An 18,374-nucleotide genomic window follows, 5' to 3' on the forward strand; every position below is an offset into this window, starting at 1 on the left:
CGTCAGACGTCCTCGACGTCGGCGTAGGACAGCGGATCCTCGATCGGCTCCAGATGCGCCGAGACCCGCAGGCTGGGGTCGGCGGCCACCAGTTCGTCGATGAGCGCCTCGGTGTAGTCATGGCCCCGTTTGACCGTCCAGGCTCCCGGCACCAGCACGTGCAGATGGGCGAAGCGGCGGCTGCCGGCCTCGCGCACGCGCACAGCGTGGAAGTCGACTAAGCCCTCGCGGCGGCGTTCATCCAAGACGGCGTTGATCCGCTCCAGGGCCTCCCGGTCCGGGGCCGCGTCCATGAGGCCGGCCACCGACTCGCGGATCAGCTGGAAGCCGGTCCACATGATGTTCAGTCCGGCCCCGAGGGCGACGACGGCGTCGAGCACGGGGGAGTGGAACACCGCGACCAGCCCCACCCCGGCCAGCACGGCCGCGGAGGTGATCACGTCGGTGAGCAGGTGCTTGGCGTCGGCTACCAGGGCGGCCGAGTGCTCGGCCCGACCCTTGCGCAGCAGCACCCAGGCCACTACGGCGTTGATCAGGGAGGCCCCCACCGAGATAATCAGGCCCAGGCTCAGCCGCTCCGGCATGACCGGGGTGATGATGCGTTCGATCGCGGAGAAGATGATGAAGGCGGCGGCCACGAAGATCATGGCGCCCTCACACACGGAGGAGAAGTACTCCGCCTTGGAGTGCCCGAACTGGTGGTCGGCGTCGGCCGGGCGGATGGCGATCTTCAAAACGACTACCGCAACCAGCGCGGCTACGAGGTTCACCAGGGACTCGGCGGCATCGGACAGTAGCCCCACCGAGCCGGTCAGCCACCAGGCAAGCGCCTTGAGGGTGATGGTGGCCAGCGCTGCCCCGGCGGACAACCAGGCGTAACCGGACAGATCCTTGGGCGGGGCGTAGCGCGAGGATGGCACCCCCAGAGTATGGCTACATCGGCCGTCCGGAGGAAGCCGCGTCAGTATCTAGTCCGAATGGAGGAGGCGCCGTCTACGGAATGATGCCAGGCTGGTGCACGCCGGAGGCGCAGACCCGCTGGGACGGCGCGAATGTTGGGAGGCCCGTTCATGGCAGCAACGACTCGCTGCATGGTCAGATTCGCGTGTGTGCTGTTCGGCGGACTCATTGTGGGCCTGGTCGTCACGGTGATTGTGGGCCTGGCGGTGGCCCTGCTCGCCTACTGCACCGGTGAGGCGGTGCAGATTCCGGGGATGCTCCAGGTGTGGGTCACCCGGGAGAACGGCCTGCCGGCAGTCAACTTCATTCCGTACGGCGCCGGCTTGCGGGCGCTGACGCTGGTGGTTGCGGTGGGCGTTGTGTTCGCCGATGCGCGCCGACAGACGCGGCGGCTTCTGGCGGCCTAGCGCGAGGCCACTGCGGGGTCAGTCGGCCCGGTTGACGGGGCGGACCTCGGCATCGTCCACGGTGATCGAGGACGCTGAGGATGACGGTGCGGCGGAGGGCGTGCCGAACAGGCGCTCCTTGACGGCGTCGGCCACCTTGTCGGTAACGACCTCGCCCTGTCGGCGCACGAAGCTGGAGGCGCGGCTGGAGGCGGCGTTGACCCTGTCGCGCACGAAAGGCTGCTCCACCAGCCTGGTGGCCGAGGCCTTGATGCGCTCGTACTGCGCCCGGCCCGCGCGCGTGCCGAGGACGTAGCCGGCACCGAGTCCAATGATGAAGGGGAGCTTGCTAGCCATGGGTTCCTCCTGCACGGGTGCCGCCCGGCGCGGCCCCTGCTCACAACCCTACCGGCTTCACCCTGAGGCTGCGCTGGGTGAGGGCTGGCAGTGCGATCGTCAGGTAAACCTATCTTTGCTATACAAGCGACTTGATTGGTTTTACCTTCAGAGCATGGGTGTGTTGCAGCTCTCGTATCCCTTCCACTCGGGTCGCCCGTCCGGCCCGGGAGGAGCGGGTGCGCTCGGCCCCGCCGGCGTCGGTGGCCGTCGGGAACCGGAGGCCTGTCCGACGGCGTTGTGGCTCACGGCTCGCCCGCGGCGGTACCTGCCGCCTCCCGGGGGCGGCTCCGAGAGCGCCTCCGCCCTGGCTTCACGGCTCAACTGGCTGCGTGCCGGGGTCCTGGGCGCCAACGACGGCATCGTCTCGGTGGCCGGATTGGTCATCGGCGTCGCCGCCGCCACTCCCACCAATACCGGCGCCATTATGGCGGCGGGAGTAGCGGGCGTGCTGGCCGGCGCGGTATCCATGGCCGCCGGTGAGTACGTTTCCGTCTCCACCCAGTCGGATACTGAACGCGCCTACGTGGATCGTCAACGCGCCCGGCTCGCGGCAGATCCGGGCGCCGGCGTCGACTCCCTGGCCGCCCACTACCGTGCCAAGGGGCTGACGGAGGAGACCGCGCGGCGCGTGGCGCGGGAATTGACGGTGTACGACGCCGTCGGGGCGCATTTGGAAGTCGAGTTCGGTCTGCGCGAGGACGACTACACCAACCCCTGGCATGCCGCCTTCTCCAGCGCCGTGGCCTTCATCGTCGGTTCCATGCTGCCTTTGCTGGCGATTCTGCTGCTGCCGGTGGGTGTGAAGATTCCACTGACCTTCGTGTCCGTGCTGGTCGGGCTGGCGCTCACCGGAGCCGTGTCCGCCCGACTCGGCGATGCTCCCGCCCGGCCCGCGGTGCTGCGCAATATCTTCGGCGGCGCACTGGCCATGACCGTCACCTGGGGCATCGGCCACCTGATCGGCGTCGCCGTCTAGAAAGGTGTCGCCGTCTAGAAAGTCGTCTAGGCAGTCGTCTGGCGATCGGCATCGATCACACGAGTCATCACCAAGCACACGAGTTACTGTCGAGTACACGAGTCTTGTAGTTCTACACGGTCTAAACACCCGCAAAGCTTCAAAAACTCGTGCTCGTGGCGGAAATGCGTGTGCTCGACCCCGGCACGGAGCCTGCCGGGGAGAGGGTCACCGCCGAAGCCGCGCGGCGAAAACCTCCGGGCTCAGGGAACGCGCCAGCTCGAATCCGTCCGCTCCCACTGCCACCGGCACCCCCGACTCCGCCAGCGCCCGGGCCTCCGGCGCCAGCCCGGCGGGATGGGTCAACTGCGTACCCGCCAGCACCTGCTCGGTGGGACTGAGTCGTCGGATCGCCACCGCCGCCACCCGGTCGGAGTGCTCGCGTGCCGCCTCGCCGTAGATCAACGGATCGTGCTGACCGTCGTCGCCCACCAGCAGCCACTTCACCTCAGGCAGATCGATCATGAGCCGCCGCAACCCCGTGCGCTTGTGCTCAATGCCGCTGCGGAACAGACCCGTGTTCGTGGGGCCCCAGTCCGTCATGAGCATCGGCCCCTCCGGGAAGCCGTTGCGTTCGAAGAAGGAACGGTAGGTCGGCACCACATTCCAAGCGCCGGTAGACAGGTAGATCACCGGTGCTCCCGGATGCTGCTCCTGTACCCCGGTGAGGAGCTGTGCCATCCCCGGTACGGCTTCGCGCGACGAGGTGTGCTTGACCAGCTGGTTCCATGCGGCCACGAACATCCGGGGCACGTGAGAGACCATGACGGTGTCGTCAATGTCGCACACGATTCCCAGCCGCGGCCCCGGGGCAACCACGAGTACCCGTGTGGTCACCGCGACCGCGCCCGCCGCCTCCAGGGTCGCCTCGTGCCAGCCGGACGCCAGACCGTGCCCGCGCACGACGACGTCCACATACCCCTCCCGATCGGCGCGGGTGCGCACGCTCATGGCGCCGAGCCTGACGGTGACCGGCAGATGGGGCACGGGCACGTCAATGAACATGCGCCAACCGCGCTGCGCCTCCAACAGGCTCTCGGCCGCCTGGCGGCCGAGAGCCTGCGGCGTGGCCGGCAACTCCTCCGGCAGCCGCTGGAACAGTGGGCCCTCGCTGGGAGCGTTCGGTGGTCGCATGACCATGCGGGCCAGCACCCGCGCCATGTCGCGGGGCCCGCCGTCGTCCGCACGGGCCGGGGACGGGCGGTTGGTGGAGGTGCCGGATGACCCCACGGCGGCGGACCCGGAAGAGGACTCGGGCGCCGCCGACCCGTAGCCGGGGTAGGGGATAACCCGAGGACGCCAGCCGCGGCGCCGGAGCACGGGGATGGAGTCGCGGTGGAACTGGTCCTCGACGGCGCGGACGATGTCGGAAAACGGCACGGGGTCATCTTACGGATGAATCGCCCGTGATGTTCGGGGCGGACTCCCCACTTCCCCGCCGAGTTCGGTAGAAGTTACGTGTCGAGTTCGGTCGATACGGCGGCCGACCACACGCCAAAGCACCACGCCGGCGGTCAAGGCCCACCACGTGTAGGACGAGCCCACAATCGTGGCCCAAAGGGGCCAGTCCTGCTCGACGTGGTTCTGCTCTGGGAACCACCACTGCATGGCGAGGGCGAAGACCGCCCCGCCGGCAGCCGCCGTCGTCAACAGCGCCGGCGACCTCCAAGCCAGGCCCGCGGCCACCAGTCCCATGAGGGCGGGTAGGCACCACACCCAGTGATGCGACCAGGAGATCGGGGAGATCAGCAGCCCCAGCGTCATCGCGACCGCGAGCTGCAGCACCGCCACGACACCCCCATTGTGTGGTGCGGAAACGGACAGGTGGGGGGAGACGGTCGGCTCGTGCGGGTGGGGCGGGCGCAGCCGATTAAGTCGCACCAGCAGCAGCCAGGCGAGTCCGACGGCGCTGACGGCGAGCAGTGCCCAGGCCCCGTCCCAGGCCGGTGCCGGCAGCCAGCGGGCCACCAGACCCTTGAGATTCTGGTTGCCGGAGTAGTCGGTGAAGCCCGCCCGGGAGGGGTCCCACATGGCGGAGAGGAAGAATCGTGCCGACTCTTGCGGCGAGGCGACCCAGCACAGCGCCGTCACCCCCAGTGCCGTGCCGGCCATGGTCGCCGCGGCCCGCCACTCGCGCCGGGCCACCAGGACCAGCACCGCGATCGCCGGCGTCAACTTGAAGGCGGCCGCCAGGCCGGAGAGTGCGCCGCGCAGCCGCGAGGCGGGCGGCACCACCAGCAGGTCGAGGGCCACCAGCACCATGAGCACCGCGTTGATCTGGCCGTACTCCATGGACTTGGGGATCGGCTCGAGTACCAGCACCGAGCCCAGCGCCAGCCACGGGGCCGCACCCCAGGCGACCTGGCCGGCCGCTCCCAGGGCTCGCGTCACGGCCCATGCGGTGATCGCGGTGCACACCGGCGTGGCCACCACCAGTGCCACCTGGGTGGCCCGGTCCGGCCACCAGGTCAGGGGCGTGAAGGCCCAGGCGGCGAAGGGCGTGTAGGTGAAGGGCCACAGGTGCTGGTCGGGGTTGGCGTACCAGTCGTACAGGTCTCCGCCGGCCTGCCATTGTGCGACCGCGTGATGGTAGATCCAGGCGTCGAGTTTGAAGGTGGGGGTGCCGTCCTTGCCCCACAGGGTCGGGTATATGGACAGGGTCAGTGCCGCCCAGCCGATCAGGGCCGCTGCCGGTGATGTGAGTGCGCGTTTGAGGGACTCCACGCGCGCAGTGTATGGCGGGGTCGGCGGCAGGCCGGTCAGCCGGAGTGGCCTGCGCCGGCGTCGCTTGTGTCGGCTTCGCTGTCGCCGCCGGCCGACGTGCCCGTGGGCAGGCTGTGGTGCGGGCGGGCCCGCCGGAGTGCGCGCAGCCCGATCAGGCATATGACGACGGCGATCCACCCCATGGCGGCGACCAACAGGTAGCCGCCATGACTGCCGGCCGCGTCGATCGCATGGCCGCCGAGCAAGGAGCCCAGCGAGACCCCGATGTTCATGGCGGTGCCGACCCACGCCAGCCCCTCGGTCAGCTGTGAGGGGGCCACCGACACCTGGGTGATCGAGTTGCCGGTGGTGATCGTCGGGGCGATCGCCATGCCGGTCAGTGCCATGAGCACTCCCAGAACCAGCAGGTTCGGTGCGAACATGAGGGTGGAGGCGCCCACCGCCAGTGCTGTCGTTCCGAGCAGGAACTGCTGCCACAGGGGCCGGTGCCAGGCGCGCGAGCCGTAGACGAGCGCCGCCGTGAAGGAGCCGACCCCCCAGGCGGCCAGCACCGTGCCGGCCGCCGACTTCATGCCCAGCTCCGTGGCGAAGGCGACGGCGGCGACGTCGTTGGCGCCGAACATGGCGCCGGAGGCCAGGAACACGGCGATCACAGCCACGACGGCGCCGTGACGCAGCACCGGCCGCGGCTGCCCGCTGTGCGCTGCGGCCGCCGGTTCAGGGCTCAGCGCGTGTACCGGATCGTGGCGCGTTTGGGCACGGGCGCCGTTGCGACGACGGCGCCGCTGCGGTACCGGCTCGGTGGCCCGCTGGGAGAAGAACCACAAGCCACCGCACACTTGCAGCGCGACGGCGGCGATCCAGCCGCTGGTGGCGGGCAGCGCCGGGGAGGTGCACAGTACGGTGGCCAGCACCGGTCCGATGATGAAGGCGACTTCGTCGAAGGCGGCCTCTAGGGAGAAGGCGGTGTGTATCTGTTCGGGCGTGTCGAGCACGTGGGTCCAACGTGAGCGCACCAGAGAGCCGAAGGAGCCGCCCAGCAGGCCGGCCAGTGTCGAGAGCACCAGCAGCACGCCGAGCGGGGCGCGCATCTGCGTGGCGACCACTAGTCCGATCAGTGCCGCGGCCGAGCCGAGCGTGGCCGGCAGCATGATCCGGGACTGTCCGTGGGCGTCGACCAGCCGTGCCAGGGCCGGCGCGCCGACGGCCACCGCAACCACGTTGGCGGCGGACACCGTCCCCGCCGCCGAGTAGCTGCCGTACAGCTCCTGGACCGCCAGGATGGTGGAAATACCCACCATGGACATGGGGAAGCGGGCGATCAGGCCCGCGCTGGAGAAACCGAGGGCGCCGGGACGGCGCAGGATGGTGCCGTAGGTGGTGGACATTCAGTTCTGACGCGGTTTAAGGACGATGAGTTTCAGTTGGTCATGACGGCCGGTGCGGTCAGCGGCGGGTGTTGTCCGCGGTGGAGCGCGAGAGCCGGAAACCGTTGCCCGACACCTGGCTCCAGCAGTCGATCCCGGATTCGGTGGAGGTGCAGGCGAAGGCATGGTTCTTCGCCGACGCTCCGTAGCTCAGGGATGCGCCCGTGGCGGAGAAGGAGACGGAGCAGCTGCCAGTCGCCTCACCGTCGGTGCCCACGGAAGCCGTGAAGGCTTGTGCATTGGAGTTGTTGCAGGAGCTGTCGGTGGGCACGAAGTCGTGCTCGGCGATGGTGCAGGATACCGATTCGTCGCCGAGCACGCAGCTGATGTTGCCCGACGGCGTGGTGAAGGCGCTCATCTCGATGGCGTCATCGGGGGCGGGCGCGGTCAGCCTCAGGGACGCGCTCGGGGTGGGTGTCGGTGATGGGTTCGCCTCGGTGGTCTGTGCCGGGGCGGTGGCGGGAGTGCGGGGGGCCGCGGCCTGTGTGGTCTCGGCGGGTTCGGACTGCGATCCGCCGTGGTCCGAGCTGAGGTACCACACGATGAGGGCGACGACGAGCACCAGGGCGATGCCGCCGAGTATCCACAGCCACCGGCTGCTGCTGCGCCGCTCCTCCGGTTCGGGGGCGCCGACGCCGAAGACTCCCTGGTTGCCGGCGGCCGGCCGCTGGGGTGGCTGGGCCGGCTGCTGGTACGCCGGCTGTGCATGCTGGTAGGAGACCTGGGGCTGGGCCGGCTGCTGGTACGCCGGCTGTGCCTGCTGGTAGGCCGGCTGCTGGTAGGCGGTTTGTTGCGGGGGCTGCTGATAGGTGTGGCCGGTGGGCGGTGCCGCGTCACGGGCGGCCTGGTGCCCCTCCATAATGGGGCGTCGCTCGGGGGTGACTGCGCGCCTGACGTCGGCCTGGGATAGGGCCTGCGTGGGCGCTGCCGCGTCGGCCTGCGCTGTTAGGCCCGCATCCGGTCCGGTGGGGACGGCCTGCGTGAGTTTCGCCGCATCCAGGGGTGTACCCGGGTCGGTGGCGGGCGGCTGTGCGGTGGCGCCGACCGGTTCGGCCGCGGCGGCCTGCATGGCCGCCCGCGCCTGCGCAGGATTCATGGCCTGCGTGGTTGCGGAGGCATTGCGGCGCGCGAGGGCGGCGTCGACGGCGGGATCCCCCAGCGTGCCGAGCCACTCCAACAGCGCCGGGTAAGTGCGGGGATTCTCGGCGATATAGGGGCGCAGCCCCGGGTAATTGTTGGCGAGCTCGTGCAGGGTCGTGAGTTCCGCATTGGGGTCGCTCGCCCGTGCGACGAGGTCGTCCTGAGGCTGGGACATGCTGGATCCTTTGCGACTGCGTGGGCTCGGCCCGCGCGTCTTCGCGGGCCGCCGTCGGTAACGGTAACCCTGAGCTTACCTGAGAGGGCGGTTCGGCCGCCCGCCCGGTATCGTCAGGGCCACAAACCTGCACCTTGAGGAGGCGCCGATGCAAGAGGCCAGCGAGCTGGTCGACCCGGTCGATCTCGACCATTCGGCGGAAACCGCCGCCGTAGTTGCGCCGCAGCCACCGGAGGGCGGTGGGCCGTCCGCGCGCACCGTGGTCGGTGCGGCCACGGACATCGGTCGAGTCCGCAGTGTCAACGAGGACGGCTACCTGGCGATTGCGCCCGCCTTCATCGTCGTGGACGGCATGGGCGGCCATGTCTCCGGCCGGGCCGCGACCCGAACCGCCCTGAACACCATGCTGCCGCTGGCGGGCAGGCGGATAACCGACCGGACCGCCGTCGTCGACTCCGTGCTCGCCGCCGGCCGGGCGGTGTCCGCGATCCCATCGCATGCGGCCAATCCACCCGGCGCCACCATCGCCGGAGTCGTACTCGCCGAACTGGAGGACGAGCCGACCTGGATCGCCTTCAACGTCGGCGACTCGCGCGTCTACCTGTTGCGTGACCACCTGTTGTCCCAGCTGTCTCACGATCACTCCCAGGTGCAGGACCTGATCGACGCCGGTCACTTGACTCCCGCCCAGGCGCGTTTCGACTCGCGTCGCAACGTGGTCACCCGGGCGCTCGGTGCCGGTCTCGACCAGGACGCCTACCCCGAACTGCATCAGGTGGAGGCGCGCCGCGGCGACCGCATCCTGGTGTGCTCCGACGGCCTGAGTGATGAACTGGACGACGACGCCCTGGCCACCGTCCTCGGTTCCGGCCTGGGGGCGCAGCGCACCGCCGAGGCGGCCGTGGCCGCCGCGCTGGAGGCCGGCGGACACGACAATGTCACCGCCGTCGTCGTCGATCTGCCGCAGGAGACGCCATGAGCGCCGATGATGAGCCGGGGGACGAGATCACCGTGGTGGGCAGGTACGGCACCGCGATCCTGTCGGCACGGGCGCCGACGGGTGTGCGCGAGCGCGTACTGGCCGCGCTCGGCGGGCCCGATGACCGGGGCGCGCGGGCGGACGCGGCCGACGAGCAGCCCCCGAAGCGCCCCGACGGCACCGGGCTGGTCAAGACCGGGGTGTGGGTGGACCCCGACTACGTGGCCCTGCCGGAGACCGGTGCCTGGGGGGAGGATGCGGAGGAGACCGTCGTCGATCCGCGCCCACCGCTCGCCGTCTTGTCGCATCCCGAACCGGCACCCGGCTCCGGCAGGCGTCGGCGCCGCGGGTCTGCACCAGCTCCGAGCGCGGAGGCCACGAACCCGGCCCCGCCACCGCCTCCGACACCGGCTGCCGAAGCGGGAGTCGGCGCGGACACCGATCAGGAGGCCACCGGCACGGACGGGGACGCTGTCGCCGCCACGCAGGCCTCGGCCAGCGCCACCGAGGCGCTGGCCGAGGCCACTGCCCCGATACAGTCGGAGGCGCCGGTACCGCTGATCCCCGCCGCCATCTGCGCCGCCGGGCACCCGAACCCGCCCGACGCCGTCGCCTGCCAGGCGTGTGTCGCCCCGCTCACCGGCGAGATCAGACAGGTGCCCCGGCCGGTTCTGGCGGTCCTGACTGTGTCCACCGGACAGGCCGTACCCGTGCGCGGCGACGTCGTCGTCGGCCGCGCGCCTCAGGCCCGCCCCGGCACCGAGACGACCGCCGAGTTGGTGGCCGTGCCCAGTCCCACCCACTTCATCTCCCGCTCGCATCTGGAGATCAGCGTGGCCGGCTGGAACCTGCTCGCCCGCGACCTCGGCTCCGCCAACGGCACGGTTCTGGTGCGCCCGCAAACACCCCCCGTGCTGTTGGCCAGTGCCTTGCCGACACCGCTGCTGGTCGGGGACCTGCTCGACGTCGGCGACGGCGTGACTCTGCGCGTCGACCCGGCGCTGTGATTCGCCGTGAGGTGCCGGTGGTCGGGCGCGTCGACGGGCGCGCAGATGCCGCTGTAATACGCCAATCGGAGCCTTTACGCACCTGTAGGACGGGGCGGTGGGCTCCGCTATCCGTTACGCTGTTGTTAGTCGATGCAGTCAGCCGATGTGCGAGGAAGCGGAGGATCGAATGAGCGACCTGACCTGGACCGAGCTGCCCGAGGTCGACCCCGACCGCCCCGACGAGCTGGTCCTCGACTTCTCCGGGGAGGTCTACCGCGTGGGCACCGATGAGACCTTCGTCATCGGCCGCGGTGGCGACCTCGACATCGACGACAACCCCTACCTGCACCGCCGCTTCCTGGTGCTGCGCCACGACTCCGGTCTGTGGTGGATCGTCAACGAGGGATCGCACCTGTCCGCCACGCTTACCGACGGCGACGGTCTGGTCCAGTCCCGGCTCGCCCCCGGAGCCAGCATGCCGCTGGTGTTCCCCCGGGTCATCCTGACCTTCTCCGCCGGGCCTACCACCTACGAGATCGACCTGATAACCGCCGAGACCGGACGCTTCACCGGCATCGACGGGGTGCGCGAGTCCCGCGGTCAGACCACCATCGGAGCCACCCCCATGACCCGCTCTCAGCGCCTCCTCATCCTGGCCCTGGCCGAGCCGGTGCTCAAGCGGGCCGGCACCGGCTCGGCGCAGATCCCGTCCTCGGCGTCGGCCGCCGCTCGCCTGGGCTGGTCGCTGACCAAGTTCAACCGCAAGCTCGACAACGTGTGCGAGAAGCTCGACCGGGTCGGCGTGCGTGGGCTGCGCGGCGGACGCTCCGGCGGCGTCGCCTCCAACCGGCGGGCGGCACTCGTCGAGCACGCGGTGTCCACCCTGACGGTCACCGCCGATGACCTGCCCCTGCTGGACGAGGAGTACCGGGCGAGTCGGGCCGCCGCCGAGCGGCCCGCGGGCGGCGAGGCGCGCATCGACACCGCTCAGGTGCCGCCTCAGGACGCGGGCCGGGCCGAGGAGGATGCATGATCGACTCGGCCCCGGACGCGCCCGACGCTCAATTCGAGGCGGTGGTGTTCGGGGCGCCCGAGGTCGGCAGCGCAGACTCCGGCGATGCCGGTCCCGCCGCAGGTGACGATAAGGCCGCCTCCGGCGGGCGCTCACGACCCCGGCGACGCCGTCGGGGAGTGCTTGCGGGACTGCTCGCCCTCGTATGCCTGGCCGGGGGCGGCCTCGTGGGTGCCGAGCATTACGTGCGCTCGCAAGTCGACCCGACTGTGCGCGCAGCGCTTCCCGGACTGTCGACTGAGGCCGCCATCAGCACTGAGGGCCCGCTCCTGCCGCAAGTGCTCAGGAACCGGCTTGACACGCTCAGCATCCGCGCCGACACCCTCACCATCGAATCCGACGGCGCGGATGGCGCCGCGGACCCCTCCGACACCGGCGCCGCGGATTCCGGCCTGGCTGCGGTCACCGGCCTGGAACTGACGGATGTCGGCGTGAATCTGACCGACGTGGGTATACGGGCGCCCTATCGGGTCGGCCACGTGGACGCCTCCGGCGTGATCGGCTTCGAGGAGTTGGAGCGGATCGTTGCCGCGGCCGTCCCCGACGCCCCCGAGCTGACGATAACCCCCGAGACCTACGGCTCCGCCGCCGAGCCGGGGCGGGTCACGGCGACCACCAACACCGTGCTGGGACTGCAGGCGTCCTTGACCATTGAGCCGGAAGTGACCGATGCCGGTGGTCTGGAGCTGGACATCGTCAGGGTGCGTGTGGCGGGGATGAACATTGATGTGGATCCGGACGGTGAGGGAATGTTCGCGATGCCCTCGGTGCTGTCCCACTTCGGGCTGTCCTCCTCCACCATTGAGGTTGGCATCGATGCGCTGCCCGCCGGAATGAGGCTCTCCCGGGCCTACATAGCCCGCGACGGCGTGCGTGTGAGTCTGGTCGGCAACGACATCACACTGGCGGACGGGTAGTCGGCGCCGCGCGCGCACTGCCGCTATAGCTACCGAACTCGGCACGTAACTTCTACCGAACTCGGCGAAGGAGGTGGGTGGGGACGGTGCGGGTGGGGAGTAGTTCCCACCACAGTGCGGTGAAACGTCCAGGTGGCTCGTGTAGCCTCCCCGAGACAGTGTTCTTGCAGCGTGCTTGCGGCGCCTGGCCTTGGGCGGGCGGTCCGGGGAGAACCAGAGGAGATTAATGAGCAATCAGCCAGATCCGTCGGGACTCGGCCCCAGCGCGTCGCGCACCGGCTCCACCTCGGGTATCGGCTCCAACCCGGGCGGCTGGACCGCTGCCGGCGTCAACGCCCCTGCGGGAACGACCCCCGCGGGAGCGGCCGCGCCGGCCGCGTCCCCCAGGTCCGCCCAGGCGGCCGTCCCCGCAGTCCCGCAGTCGCCCGCCGTACCACCGTCCGTCCCTCCAGCGGTTCCGCCCGTCCCCGCCCACTCCGGCTCCGGCCGCCGCGCGCGGCGTACCGCCAACCCCACCGGCACCGCCGTCGACGCCGGCTACCCCGGCACCCAGTCACTGCCGTCCTCAGCCGAACTCGAGCGCGAGGCCGAGCGGATCTCCCGCTCCAACGCGTCCCCGCGTGCTGACGTGGAAAGGGCCGGTGAGCTGCTGGGGCGCGTCACCCAGATCTTCTCCCAGCGTGTCGTCGGCCAGGACCAGCTGCGCCTGGCCATGGTCTCCACCCTCATAGCCGGCGGGCACATCCTCCTGGAATCCGTCCCCGGACTGGCCAAGACCACCGCCGCCCAGACACTCGCGGCCGCCGTCTCCGGATCCTTCCACCGCATCCAGTGCACCCCCGACCTGATGCCCAACGACATCGTCGGAACCCAGGTCCTCAACTACGCCACCGGCGAGATGACCACCCAGCTCGGCCCGGTCCACGCCAACATCGTGCTGCTGGATGAGATCAACCGCTCCAGCGCCAAGACCCAGTCGGCCATGTTGGAGGCCATGCAAGAGCGGCAGACCTCCATCGGCGGGGAGATCTACCCGCTGCCACAGCCCTTCATGGTGCTGGCCACCCAGAATCCCATTGAGGAGGAGGGCACCTACGTCCTGCCCGAGGCGCAGATGGACCGTTTCCTGATGAAGGAGGTGCTCACCTACCCCAAGCCGGGGGAGGAGGCTGACGTCCTGGACCGCATCTCCAACGGGGCCTTCGAGGAGCCCATCCGCACCCGTCCCATCTCCACCGCTGACGTCGAATGGCTGGCGGGCGCCGCCCAGCGGGTGTACGTCGACCCGGTCATCAAGCACTACATCGTCGCCCTGGTCAACACCTCCCGTGGTGGTGGTCCCCGGCCCGTTCCCGGACTGGAGCGGCATGTGCGGGTCGGCGCCTCCCCGCGTGGGGGCATCGCCCTGATGAAGATCGCCCAGGCCGTCGCCCTGCAGGCCGGCCGCACCTACGTCACCCCCGATGACGTGCGCCTGCTCCGCTATCCGACTCTGCGTCACCGCCTGGTGTTCACCTACGACGCCCTGGCCGATGACATCGCACCGGAGTCGATCATCGACGCGATCTTCGCCGCCGTCCCCGCCCCCTGAGGATGCTGCCGGCCATGACCAGCGATCCCGTTTCCGCCGACGCCCCGGAGCCGGGCCCCGCCCGACGGCGGTCCGGCTCCCGAGTGGCGCGCGTGCGCGGCCGCCTGTCCCTACCCACGCTGCGTCGCTCCACCACCCTCCTCGACGGGCGCCACCGCTCCGTTTTCGTCGGCCACGGCCAGGACTTCGACGACCTGTCCGCCTACCGGCCGGGCGACGACGTCACCGACATCGACTGGAAGTCCTCCGCCCGCCTCGGCCAACCGGTCATCAAGCGCTATCAGCGCGAGTCCAACCTGCCGCTCGTGCTCGCCGTCGACACCGGCCGCACCATGGCCGCTCAGGCGCCCAGCGGCGAGGACAAGCGCGACCTCGCCCTCGCCGTCGCCGAGGTGTTCGCCTACCTGGCGCGCCTGCGCGGAGACACGGTGGCCCTGGTGGCCGCGGACACCTCCCGGGTGGTCTCCCGCCCGCCCCGCTCGGGCAGCGAGCATGCCGAGATGATCCTGTCGCTGCTGGAGCACCAGTTCGATGCCCTCACCCGCGGTGACGCACTCGCCCCCGGCGCCCCCGGCCCGGACCTGTCCACCCTGCTGGAGCGGGTGGGCACCTGGCACCGCCGACGCAGCCTGGTGGTGCTGATCACCGACACCTCCCACCCCGACGCCGCCGAGCCCGCCGTCGCCGACCGGCTGCGCCGCCTGTCCGCCCAGCATGAGCTGATCGCCATCCAGATCGCCGACGACACCCCGCTCGCCCCCGGTCGCGGTCGCACCCGCGACGTCGAGCTCGACGGCGAGATTCCCGCCTTCCTGCGGGAGGACGCCGCCCTGGCGGCCCAGCTCACCGCCGCCGACGACGCCCGTCGCGCCGCCGTCGCCGGTCTGCTGGACGCCCGCCACATCGAACACACCGCCATCCGCTCCGATGCGTCGATGGTGGACTCCATCGCCGCCCTACTGGCCCGCCAGCGACTGGCCGCCGGCCGGGGCAGAAGGAGGCACTGATGGAAATCAACCCGCCGGTGCTGATGCCCCTGTGGATGCCGATCGCCGGCGTCGTCATCCTGATCGCGGCCGCCGCCGTCATCCTGCGCGCATTCCTGGTCACCCGCCGCGACACCGCCCGCACGGTCGGGGACATCCCCATGGCCGCCTCCGAGCGCGGCCAGTGGGTGCGGCGGGTGGACGATGCCGCCGCCCGCTACCGCAACCACGAGCTGGACCTGCGCGGCCTGCACCTGGAACTGGCCGGAGCCCTGCGCGGCTTCGCCACGGCTCGCAGCGGGGAGGACATCGTCTCCGCCACAGTCCTGGAGATTCTCGATATGGCGGACACCGCCGGTCCGCGTTCAATAGCCGAGCGCCTGCGCCTGGTGCGCGCCAGCCGCCGCCCCCTGGACACCAATCCGCTCGGTCACGTGGGCGAGCTCCTGGCCGTGTGGGAGCAGCCCTCCTTCGACCGCGATCCGGATGCCGCCGCCGACGCGGCCATTGCCGAGGCCAAGGAGGTGGTCACCCGATGGTGATGCCCTGGTTGGTCTGGCTGATCGTCTTGGTGGCGCTCGTCGTCCTTGCCCTGGCCGCCTCCGGCCGGCTGCGCGGGACCGGACGCCGCGGCCGTGGACCGGCACCCCGGCGGGTGGCCAACTCCTCCGCCCTGCTGACCAGCCCCGTGCTGCTCGAGCGGATCACCCGCCGCCGGGTGCTGTACGCCGGGCTGGGAGCCACGCTCGTCGTCGCCCTGGCTGCCGCCGCCGCCCTGGCGGGACGGCCCGTGGAGCGCGTCGTGCGCAACGAGTCCCTGGCCAGTCGGGACATCGTGCTGTGCCTGGACATATCCACCTCAATGGTGACTACGGATTCCAAGATCCTGGACACCTTCGCCAAGCTGTTGGAGACCTTCGAGGGGGAGCGGGTGGCCCTGGTGGCCTGGAACTCCACCGCGCAGACGATCGTGCCGCTCACCGACGACTATGCGCTGCTACAGGATCAATTCAAGGAGATCGCCGACGTCCTGGACTTCCGGCCCTACCGCGGCAGCCCCGCCCTGGACCGCTACTACCAGACCTTCCCCGGCACCCTGTCAGAAGACATCCTCGGCTCCTCCCTCGCCGGGGACGGGCTCGCCTCCTGCACCCTCGCCTTCGACCACCAGGTGGCCGACCGCTCCCGCTCCATCATCCTGGCCACCGACAATCAAATCATCGACCCCTTCGATCAACAGCTCTACTCCGTGTCCGAGGCCGCCGACCTGGCCCAGGAGGAGAACATCCGCCTGTTCTCACTGTTCGGCGCCGATCCGGAGCTGGCCGACCCGGACGTGTCGGGCAAGGACGTGGATGAGGCCCGTGAGGATCTGCGCGATATCACCACCGCGCACGACGGGCGCTTCTACGAGGTGGACGATGCCGATACCGCCGGCCAGATCGTGCAGGAGCTGGAAGCCGACCAGATCAGCGAGTTGGACACCGACACGCAGGTGCGCATCACGGATGTGCCAGAACGGGCCGCCGCGGTCCTGGGAGTCGTCGTCCTGGTCTTCCTGGCCGTGACGGCCTGGAGGCGAGTATGAGACTGGTACCCCTGTTCGGCTGGCCACTCACGCTGGCGGCTGCGGCCGTCGTCGCCGCGGCACTGTACGGGTCCGCCCGCTGGCTGTTGCGGCCCGGCGCCGACCCGGGCGCCGGTACGAGTTGGTGGCGGCGGGCGCTACTGGGTCTGGTCACCGTGTTGATACTGGCCGGCCCCAGTCTGCCCGTCTCCGAGGCGGTGGCGGTGTCCAACGTGGAGATCTACCTGGTGGTGGACCGTACCGGCTCCATGGCGGCCGAGGACTGGGCGGGCGGCCCCGACGCCGGGGGCGGTACCCGGCTGGACGGGGTGCGCGCCGACCTGACCGCCATCCGAGACGCCTACCCCGAGGCCCGTTTCTGCATCATCGCCCTGGACTCCGCGGCCGCTCGCGAGCTGCCCCTGACGCGCGACGTCGACGCCGTCTCCTCCTGGATCGGCGCGCTGCAGCAGGAGGTGACCGACCGGTCGAAGGGCTCCTCCCTTGAACGCGCCCTGCCGCTGCTGGCGCAGACCCTCACGGCAGCCTCCGAGTCCAGCCCCGAGAACGCCCGGCTCGTCTACATCCTCTCCGACGGCGAGGCTACCGATGATGGCGCCGGCGCGAGTGCGGCCCGCGCCGCCGGGGTGAGTTGGGAGCAGTTGTCGGAGGTCACCGACGGCGGTGCCGTGCTCGGCTACGGCACTCCGGACGGAGCGAGCATGCGCGCCTTCGACGGCTCAAGTGCCGGGGGCGACTACATCATCGATCCGGATACCGGTCAGCCAGCGGTCTCCGTGCCCGACACCGCCGAACTGCAGGCGGTGGCGAGCGCCCTGGGCGTCACGCACATCCAGCGCACGGGCACCGAGGACGATCCCGCGACGGCCTTCACTGACCAGAACGTCCAGGAGGCCCTATCCGACGGCCGTGAGCGCAAGCACTACTCGCGCTACGTGATCTGGCCTCTGGGCCTGGTGGCCGCCGGTGCGCTGATATGGGAGGGAGTCGCCCTCATCGGCGCCGATCGGGCTCTGCGGGATCTGATTCGCCCCGCCGTGGGCGCACCGTCGGCGGGTCAGACAGGAGGAGAGCGATGAGTCGGTCCGGACAGATCGTCCCCGACGACGCACATGCGGGCGCCGGTGCGGACCTGCCCGCTGGGAACGACGCCTTTCGCCCCGGCGTTCACGATGAGCAGTCCGTAGCGGAGTACGCCGCCAGCGTCGCCGGACCCAACGACCCCGACGCCGAATCCACCCACCATCGCCGTGCCCGACTCGCCCGGCGCCGCCGGTTACTGACCTGGCAGGGGATCCCGGCGCTCATCGCCGCCTTGGTGGCCGTGTGGATACTGACGATCTACGGGCTGACCTTCGCCGGGAACCATGCGGCCCTGGGTGGAGACTACGCCGCCGCGGTCGGCCGTTACCGGGTGGTCGCGCGCCTGAACCCCTGGCTGGAGCAGTGGCGCGTCCACTACAACCTGGGCACCGCCCAGTTGATGAACGAACAGTTGGACGCCGCCGTCGGCGAGTTGGAGGAGGCGCTTAAGACCGCTCCCGCGGCCGGCACGATTCAGGTGCCGGACGAGGAGGGGAACATGGTGACGATCCTGGACCCGGCGGCACCCGAGTGCCTGGTGCGAGTGAACCTGTACGTGACCCACCTGTCGCTGGCCAGTGTGGCCTCGAATGCGGGTGACACCGCCGCCGCCGAGGCGGAGGTGGACGCTGCCGTCCAGGCCGCCGGCCAGTGCGAGGTGCCTCCTGTGCCACAGCTCTCGGAGGAACCGGACCCGGACCCCACATCGTCTCCAACCCCCACCGCCGAGCCGACGCCGTCGGACGACTCGACCGGCGGCGCGCCCACCCCGGAGCCAACTCCCACCGGGCGGGGTGAGCAGCTTTCGACGTCGTCGCCGGACTCCTCGCCCACCCCCACCGACTCCAAGCGCCAGGAACTGGTGGACCGCAACGGCGACGCCAACTCCACCGAAGATCCCGGCATCATACGTGGCGGTGACGGACGCGACTGGTGACATGCC

Annotated in this window: 18 protein-coding genes; 12 read left to right on the top strand and 6 right to left on the bottom strand. The window is 70.4% G+C overall.

Features of this window, described 5'->3' with window-relative positions; genetic code table 11:
- Positions 1 to 2 precede the first annotated feature (2 nt).
- The gene (locus Q4A20_RS05755) at positions 3 to 920 is read right to left on the bottom strand and encodes a cation diffusion facilitator family transporter (protein ID WP_303121221.1); all 918 of its coding nucleotides are present in this window, start codon (positions 918 to 920) and stop codon (positions 3 to 5) included.
- A gap of 150 nt (positions 921 to 1,070) precedes the next feature.
- Here Q4A20_RS05755 and Q4A20_RS05760 point away from each other — a divergent pair, with 150 nt between their 5' ends.
- Positions 1,071 to 1,367 carry a hypothetical protein gene (locus tag Q4A20_RS05760; RefSeq protein WP_303121223.1) on the top strand — a complete coding sequence of 99 codons (297 nt, stop codon included), beginning with the start codon at positions 1,071 to 1,073 and terminating at the stop codon, positions 1,365 to 1,367.
- 18 nt (positions 1,368 to 1,385) lie between these two features.
- Here Q4A20_RS05760 and Q4A20_RS05765 read toward each other — a convergent pair whose 3' ends face one another.
- Positions 1,386 to 1,703 carry a YtxH domain-containing protein gene (locus Q4A20_RS05765; protein WP_303121225.1) on the bottom strand — a complete coding sequence of 106 codons (318 nt, stop codon included), beginning with the start codon at positions 1,701 to 1,703 and terminating at the stop codon, positions 1,386 to 1,388.
- Positions 1,704 to 1,857: 154 nt separating this feature from the next.
- Between Q4A20_RS05765 and Q4A20_RS05770 the strand changes: the two genes are divergently transcribed.
- Entirely contained in the window at positions 1,858 to 2,721 is an 864-nt protein-coding gene (locus Q4A20_RS05770; RefSeq protein WP_303121227.1) for a VIT family protein, read from the top strand.
- Positions 2,722 to 2,928: 207 nt separating this feature from the next.
- Here the strand turns inward: Q4A20_RS05770 and Q4A20_RS05775 are convergent, their stop codons facing one another.
- The 4 genes from Q4A20_RS05775 to Q4A20_RS05790 are packed head-to-tail and all read right to left on the bottom strand — an operon-like array spanning position 2,929 to position 8,226.
- Positions 2,929 to 4,140, bottom strand: coding sequence for an App1 family protein (locus Q4A20_RS05775; RefSeq protein WP_303121228.1), 1,212 nt, complete (start codon positions 4,138 to 4,140; stop codon positions 2,929 to 2,931).
- 9 nt (positions 4,141 to 4,149) lie between these two features.
- Complete coding sequence (locus Q4A20_RS05780) at positions 4,150 to 5,484, bottom strand: glycosyltransferase 87 family protein (RefSeq protein ID WP_303121230.1); 1,335 nt, start codon at positions 5,482 to 5,484, stop codon at positions 4,150 to 4,152.
- A 35-nt stretch (positions 5,485 to 5,519) separates the two neighbouring features.
- The gene (locus tag Q4A20_RS05785) at positions 5,520 to 6,872 is read right to left on the bottom strand and encodes an MFS transporter (protein WP_303121231.1); all 1,353 of its coding nucleotides are present in this window, start codon (positions 6,870 to 6,872) and stop codon (positions 5,520 to 5,522) included.
- Between the two features lie 58 nt (positions 6,873 to 6,930).
- Positions 6,931 to 8,226, bottom strand: coding sequence for a hypothetical protein (locus tag Q4A20_RS05790; protein ID WP_303121233.1), 1,296 nt, complete (start codon positions 8,224 to 8,226; stop codon positions 6,931 to 6,933).
- A 148-nt stretch (positions 8,227 to 8,374) separates the two neighbouring features.
- On the opposite strand from Q4A20_RS05790, the gene Q4A20_RS05795 reads away from it, so the two are divergent.
- From Q4A20_RS05795 to Q4A20_RS05840, 10 genes are all read left to right on the top strand, one after another.
- The gene (locus tag Q4A20_RS05795; protein ID WP_303121235.1) at positions 8,375 to 9,205 is read left to right on the top strand and encodes a PP2C family serine/threonine-protein phosphatase; all 831 of its coding nucleotides are present in this window, start codon (positions 8,375 to 8,377) and stop codon (positions 9,203 to 9,205) included.
- Entirely contained in the window at positions 9,202 to 10,212 is a 1,011-nt protein-coding gene (locus Q4A20_RS05800) for an FHA domain-containing protein (protein ID WP_303121237.1), read from the top strand. Before Q4A20_RS05795 ends, Q4A20_RS05800 begins: the two co-directional genes overlap by 4 nt.
- Before the next feature lie 169 nt (positions 10,213 to 10,381).
- Positions 10,382 to 11,227, top strand: a complete 846-nt coding sequence (locus Q4A20_RS05805; protein WP_303121239.1) for a hypothetical protein — start codon at positions 10,382 to 10,384, stop codon at positions 11,225 to 11,227.
- Positions 11,224 to 12,183, top strand: a complete 960-nt coding sequence (locus Q4A20_RS05810; RefSeq protein ID WP_303121240.1) for a DUF2993 domain-containing protein — start codon at positions 11,224 to 11,226, stop codon at positions 12,181 to 12,183. The genes Q4A20_RS05805 and Q4A20_RS05810 overlap by 4 nt, the downstream gene beginning before the upstream one ends.
- A 226-nt stretch (positions 12,184 to 12,409) precedes the next feature.
- Entirely contained in the window at positions 12,410 to 13,774 is a 1,365-nt protein-coding gene (locus Q4A20_RS05815) for a MoxR family ATPase (RefSeq protein ID WP_303121241.1), read from the top strand.
- Positions 13,775 to 13,788: 14 nt separating this feature from the next.
- Positions 13,789 to 14,781 (top strand): DUF58 domain-containing protein, encoded by a 993-nt coding sequence (locus Q4A20_RS05820; protein WP_303121243.1) that lies wholly within the window; start codon positions 13,789 to 13,791, stop codon positions 14,779 to 14,781.
- Positions 14,781 to 15,302, top strand: coding sequence for an alpha-amylase (locus Q4A20_RS05825; RefSeq protein WP_303121244.1), 522 nt, complete (start codon positions 14,781 to 14,783; stop codon positions 15,300 to 15,302). Before Q4A20_RS05820 ends, Q4A20_RS05825 begins: the two co-directional genes overlap by 1 nt.
- The gene (locus Q4A20_RS05830) at positions 15,296 to 16,348 is read left to right on the top strand and encodes a VWA domain-containing protein (RefSeq protein WP_303121246.1); all 1,053 of its coding nucleotides are present in this window, start codon (positions 15,296 to 15,298) and stop codon (positions 16,346 to 16,348) included. The genes Q4A20_RS05825 and Q4A20_RS05830 overlap by 7 nt, the downstream gene beginning before the upstream one ends.
- Positions 16,345 to 17,427 carry a VWA domain-containing protein gene (locus Q4A20_RS05835; RefSeq protein ID WP_303121248.1) on the top strand — a complete coding sequence of 361 codons (1,083 nt, stop codon included), beginning with the start codon at positions 16,345 to 16,347 and terminating at the stop codon, positions 17,425 to 17,427. The genes Q4A20_RS05830 and Q4A20_RS05835 overlap by 4 nt, the downstream gene beginning before the upstream one ends.
- Positions 17,424 to 18,368 (top strand): tetratricopeptide repeat protein, encoded by a 945-nt coding sequence (locus Q4A20_RS05840; RefSeq protein ID WP_303121250.1) that lies wholly within the window; start codon positions 17,424 to 17,426, stop codon positions 18,366 to 18,368. Before Q4A20_RS05835 ends, Q4A20_RS05840 begins: the two co-directional genes overlap by 4 nt.
- The last annotated feature ends 6 nt before the right edge of the window (positions 18,369 to 18,374 follow it).

The organism is Actinomyces sp., from assembly GCF_030530635.1.
Lineage (GTDB): Bacteria > Actinomycetota > Actinomycetes > Actinomycetales > Actinomycetaceae > Actinomyces.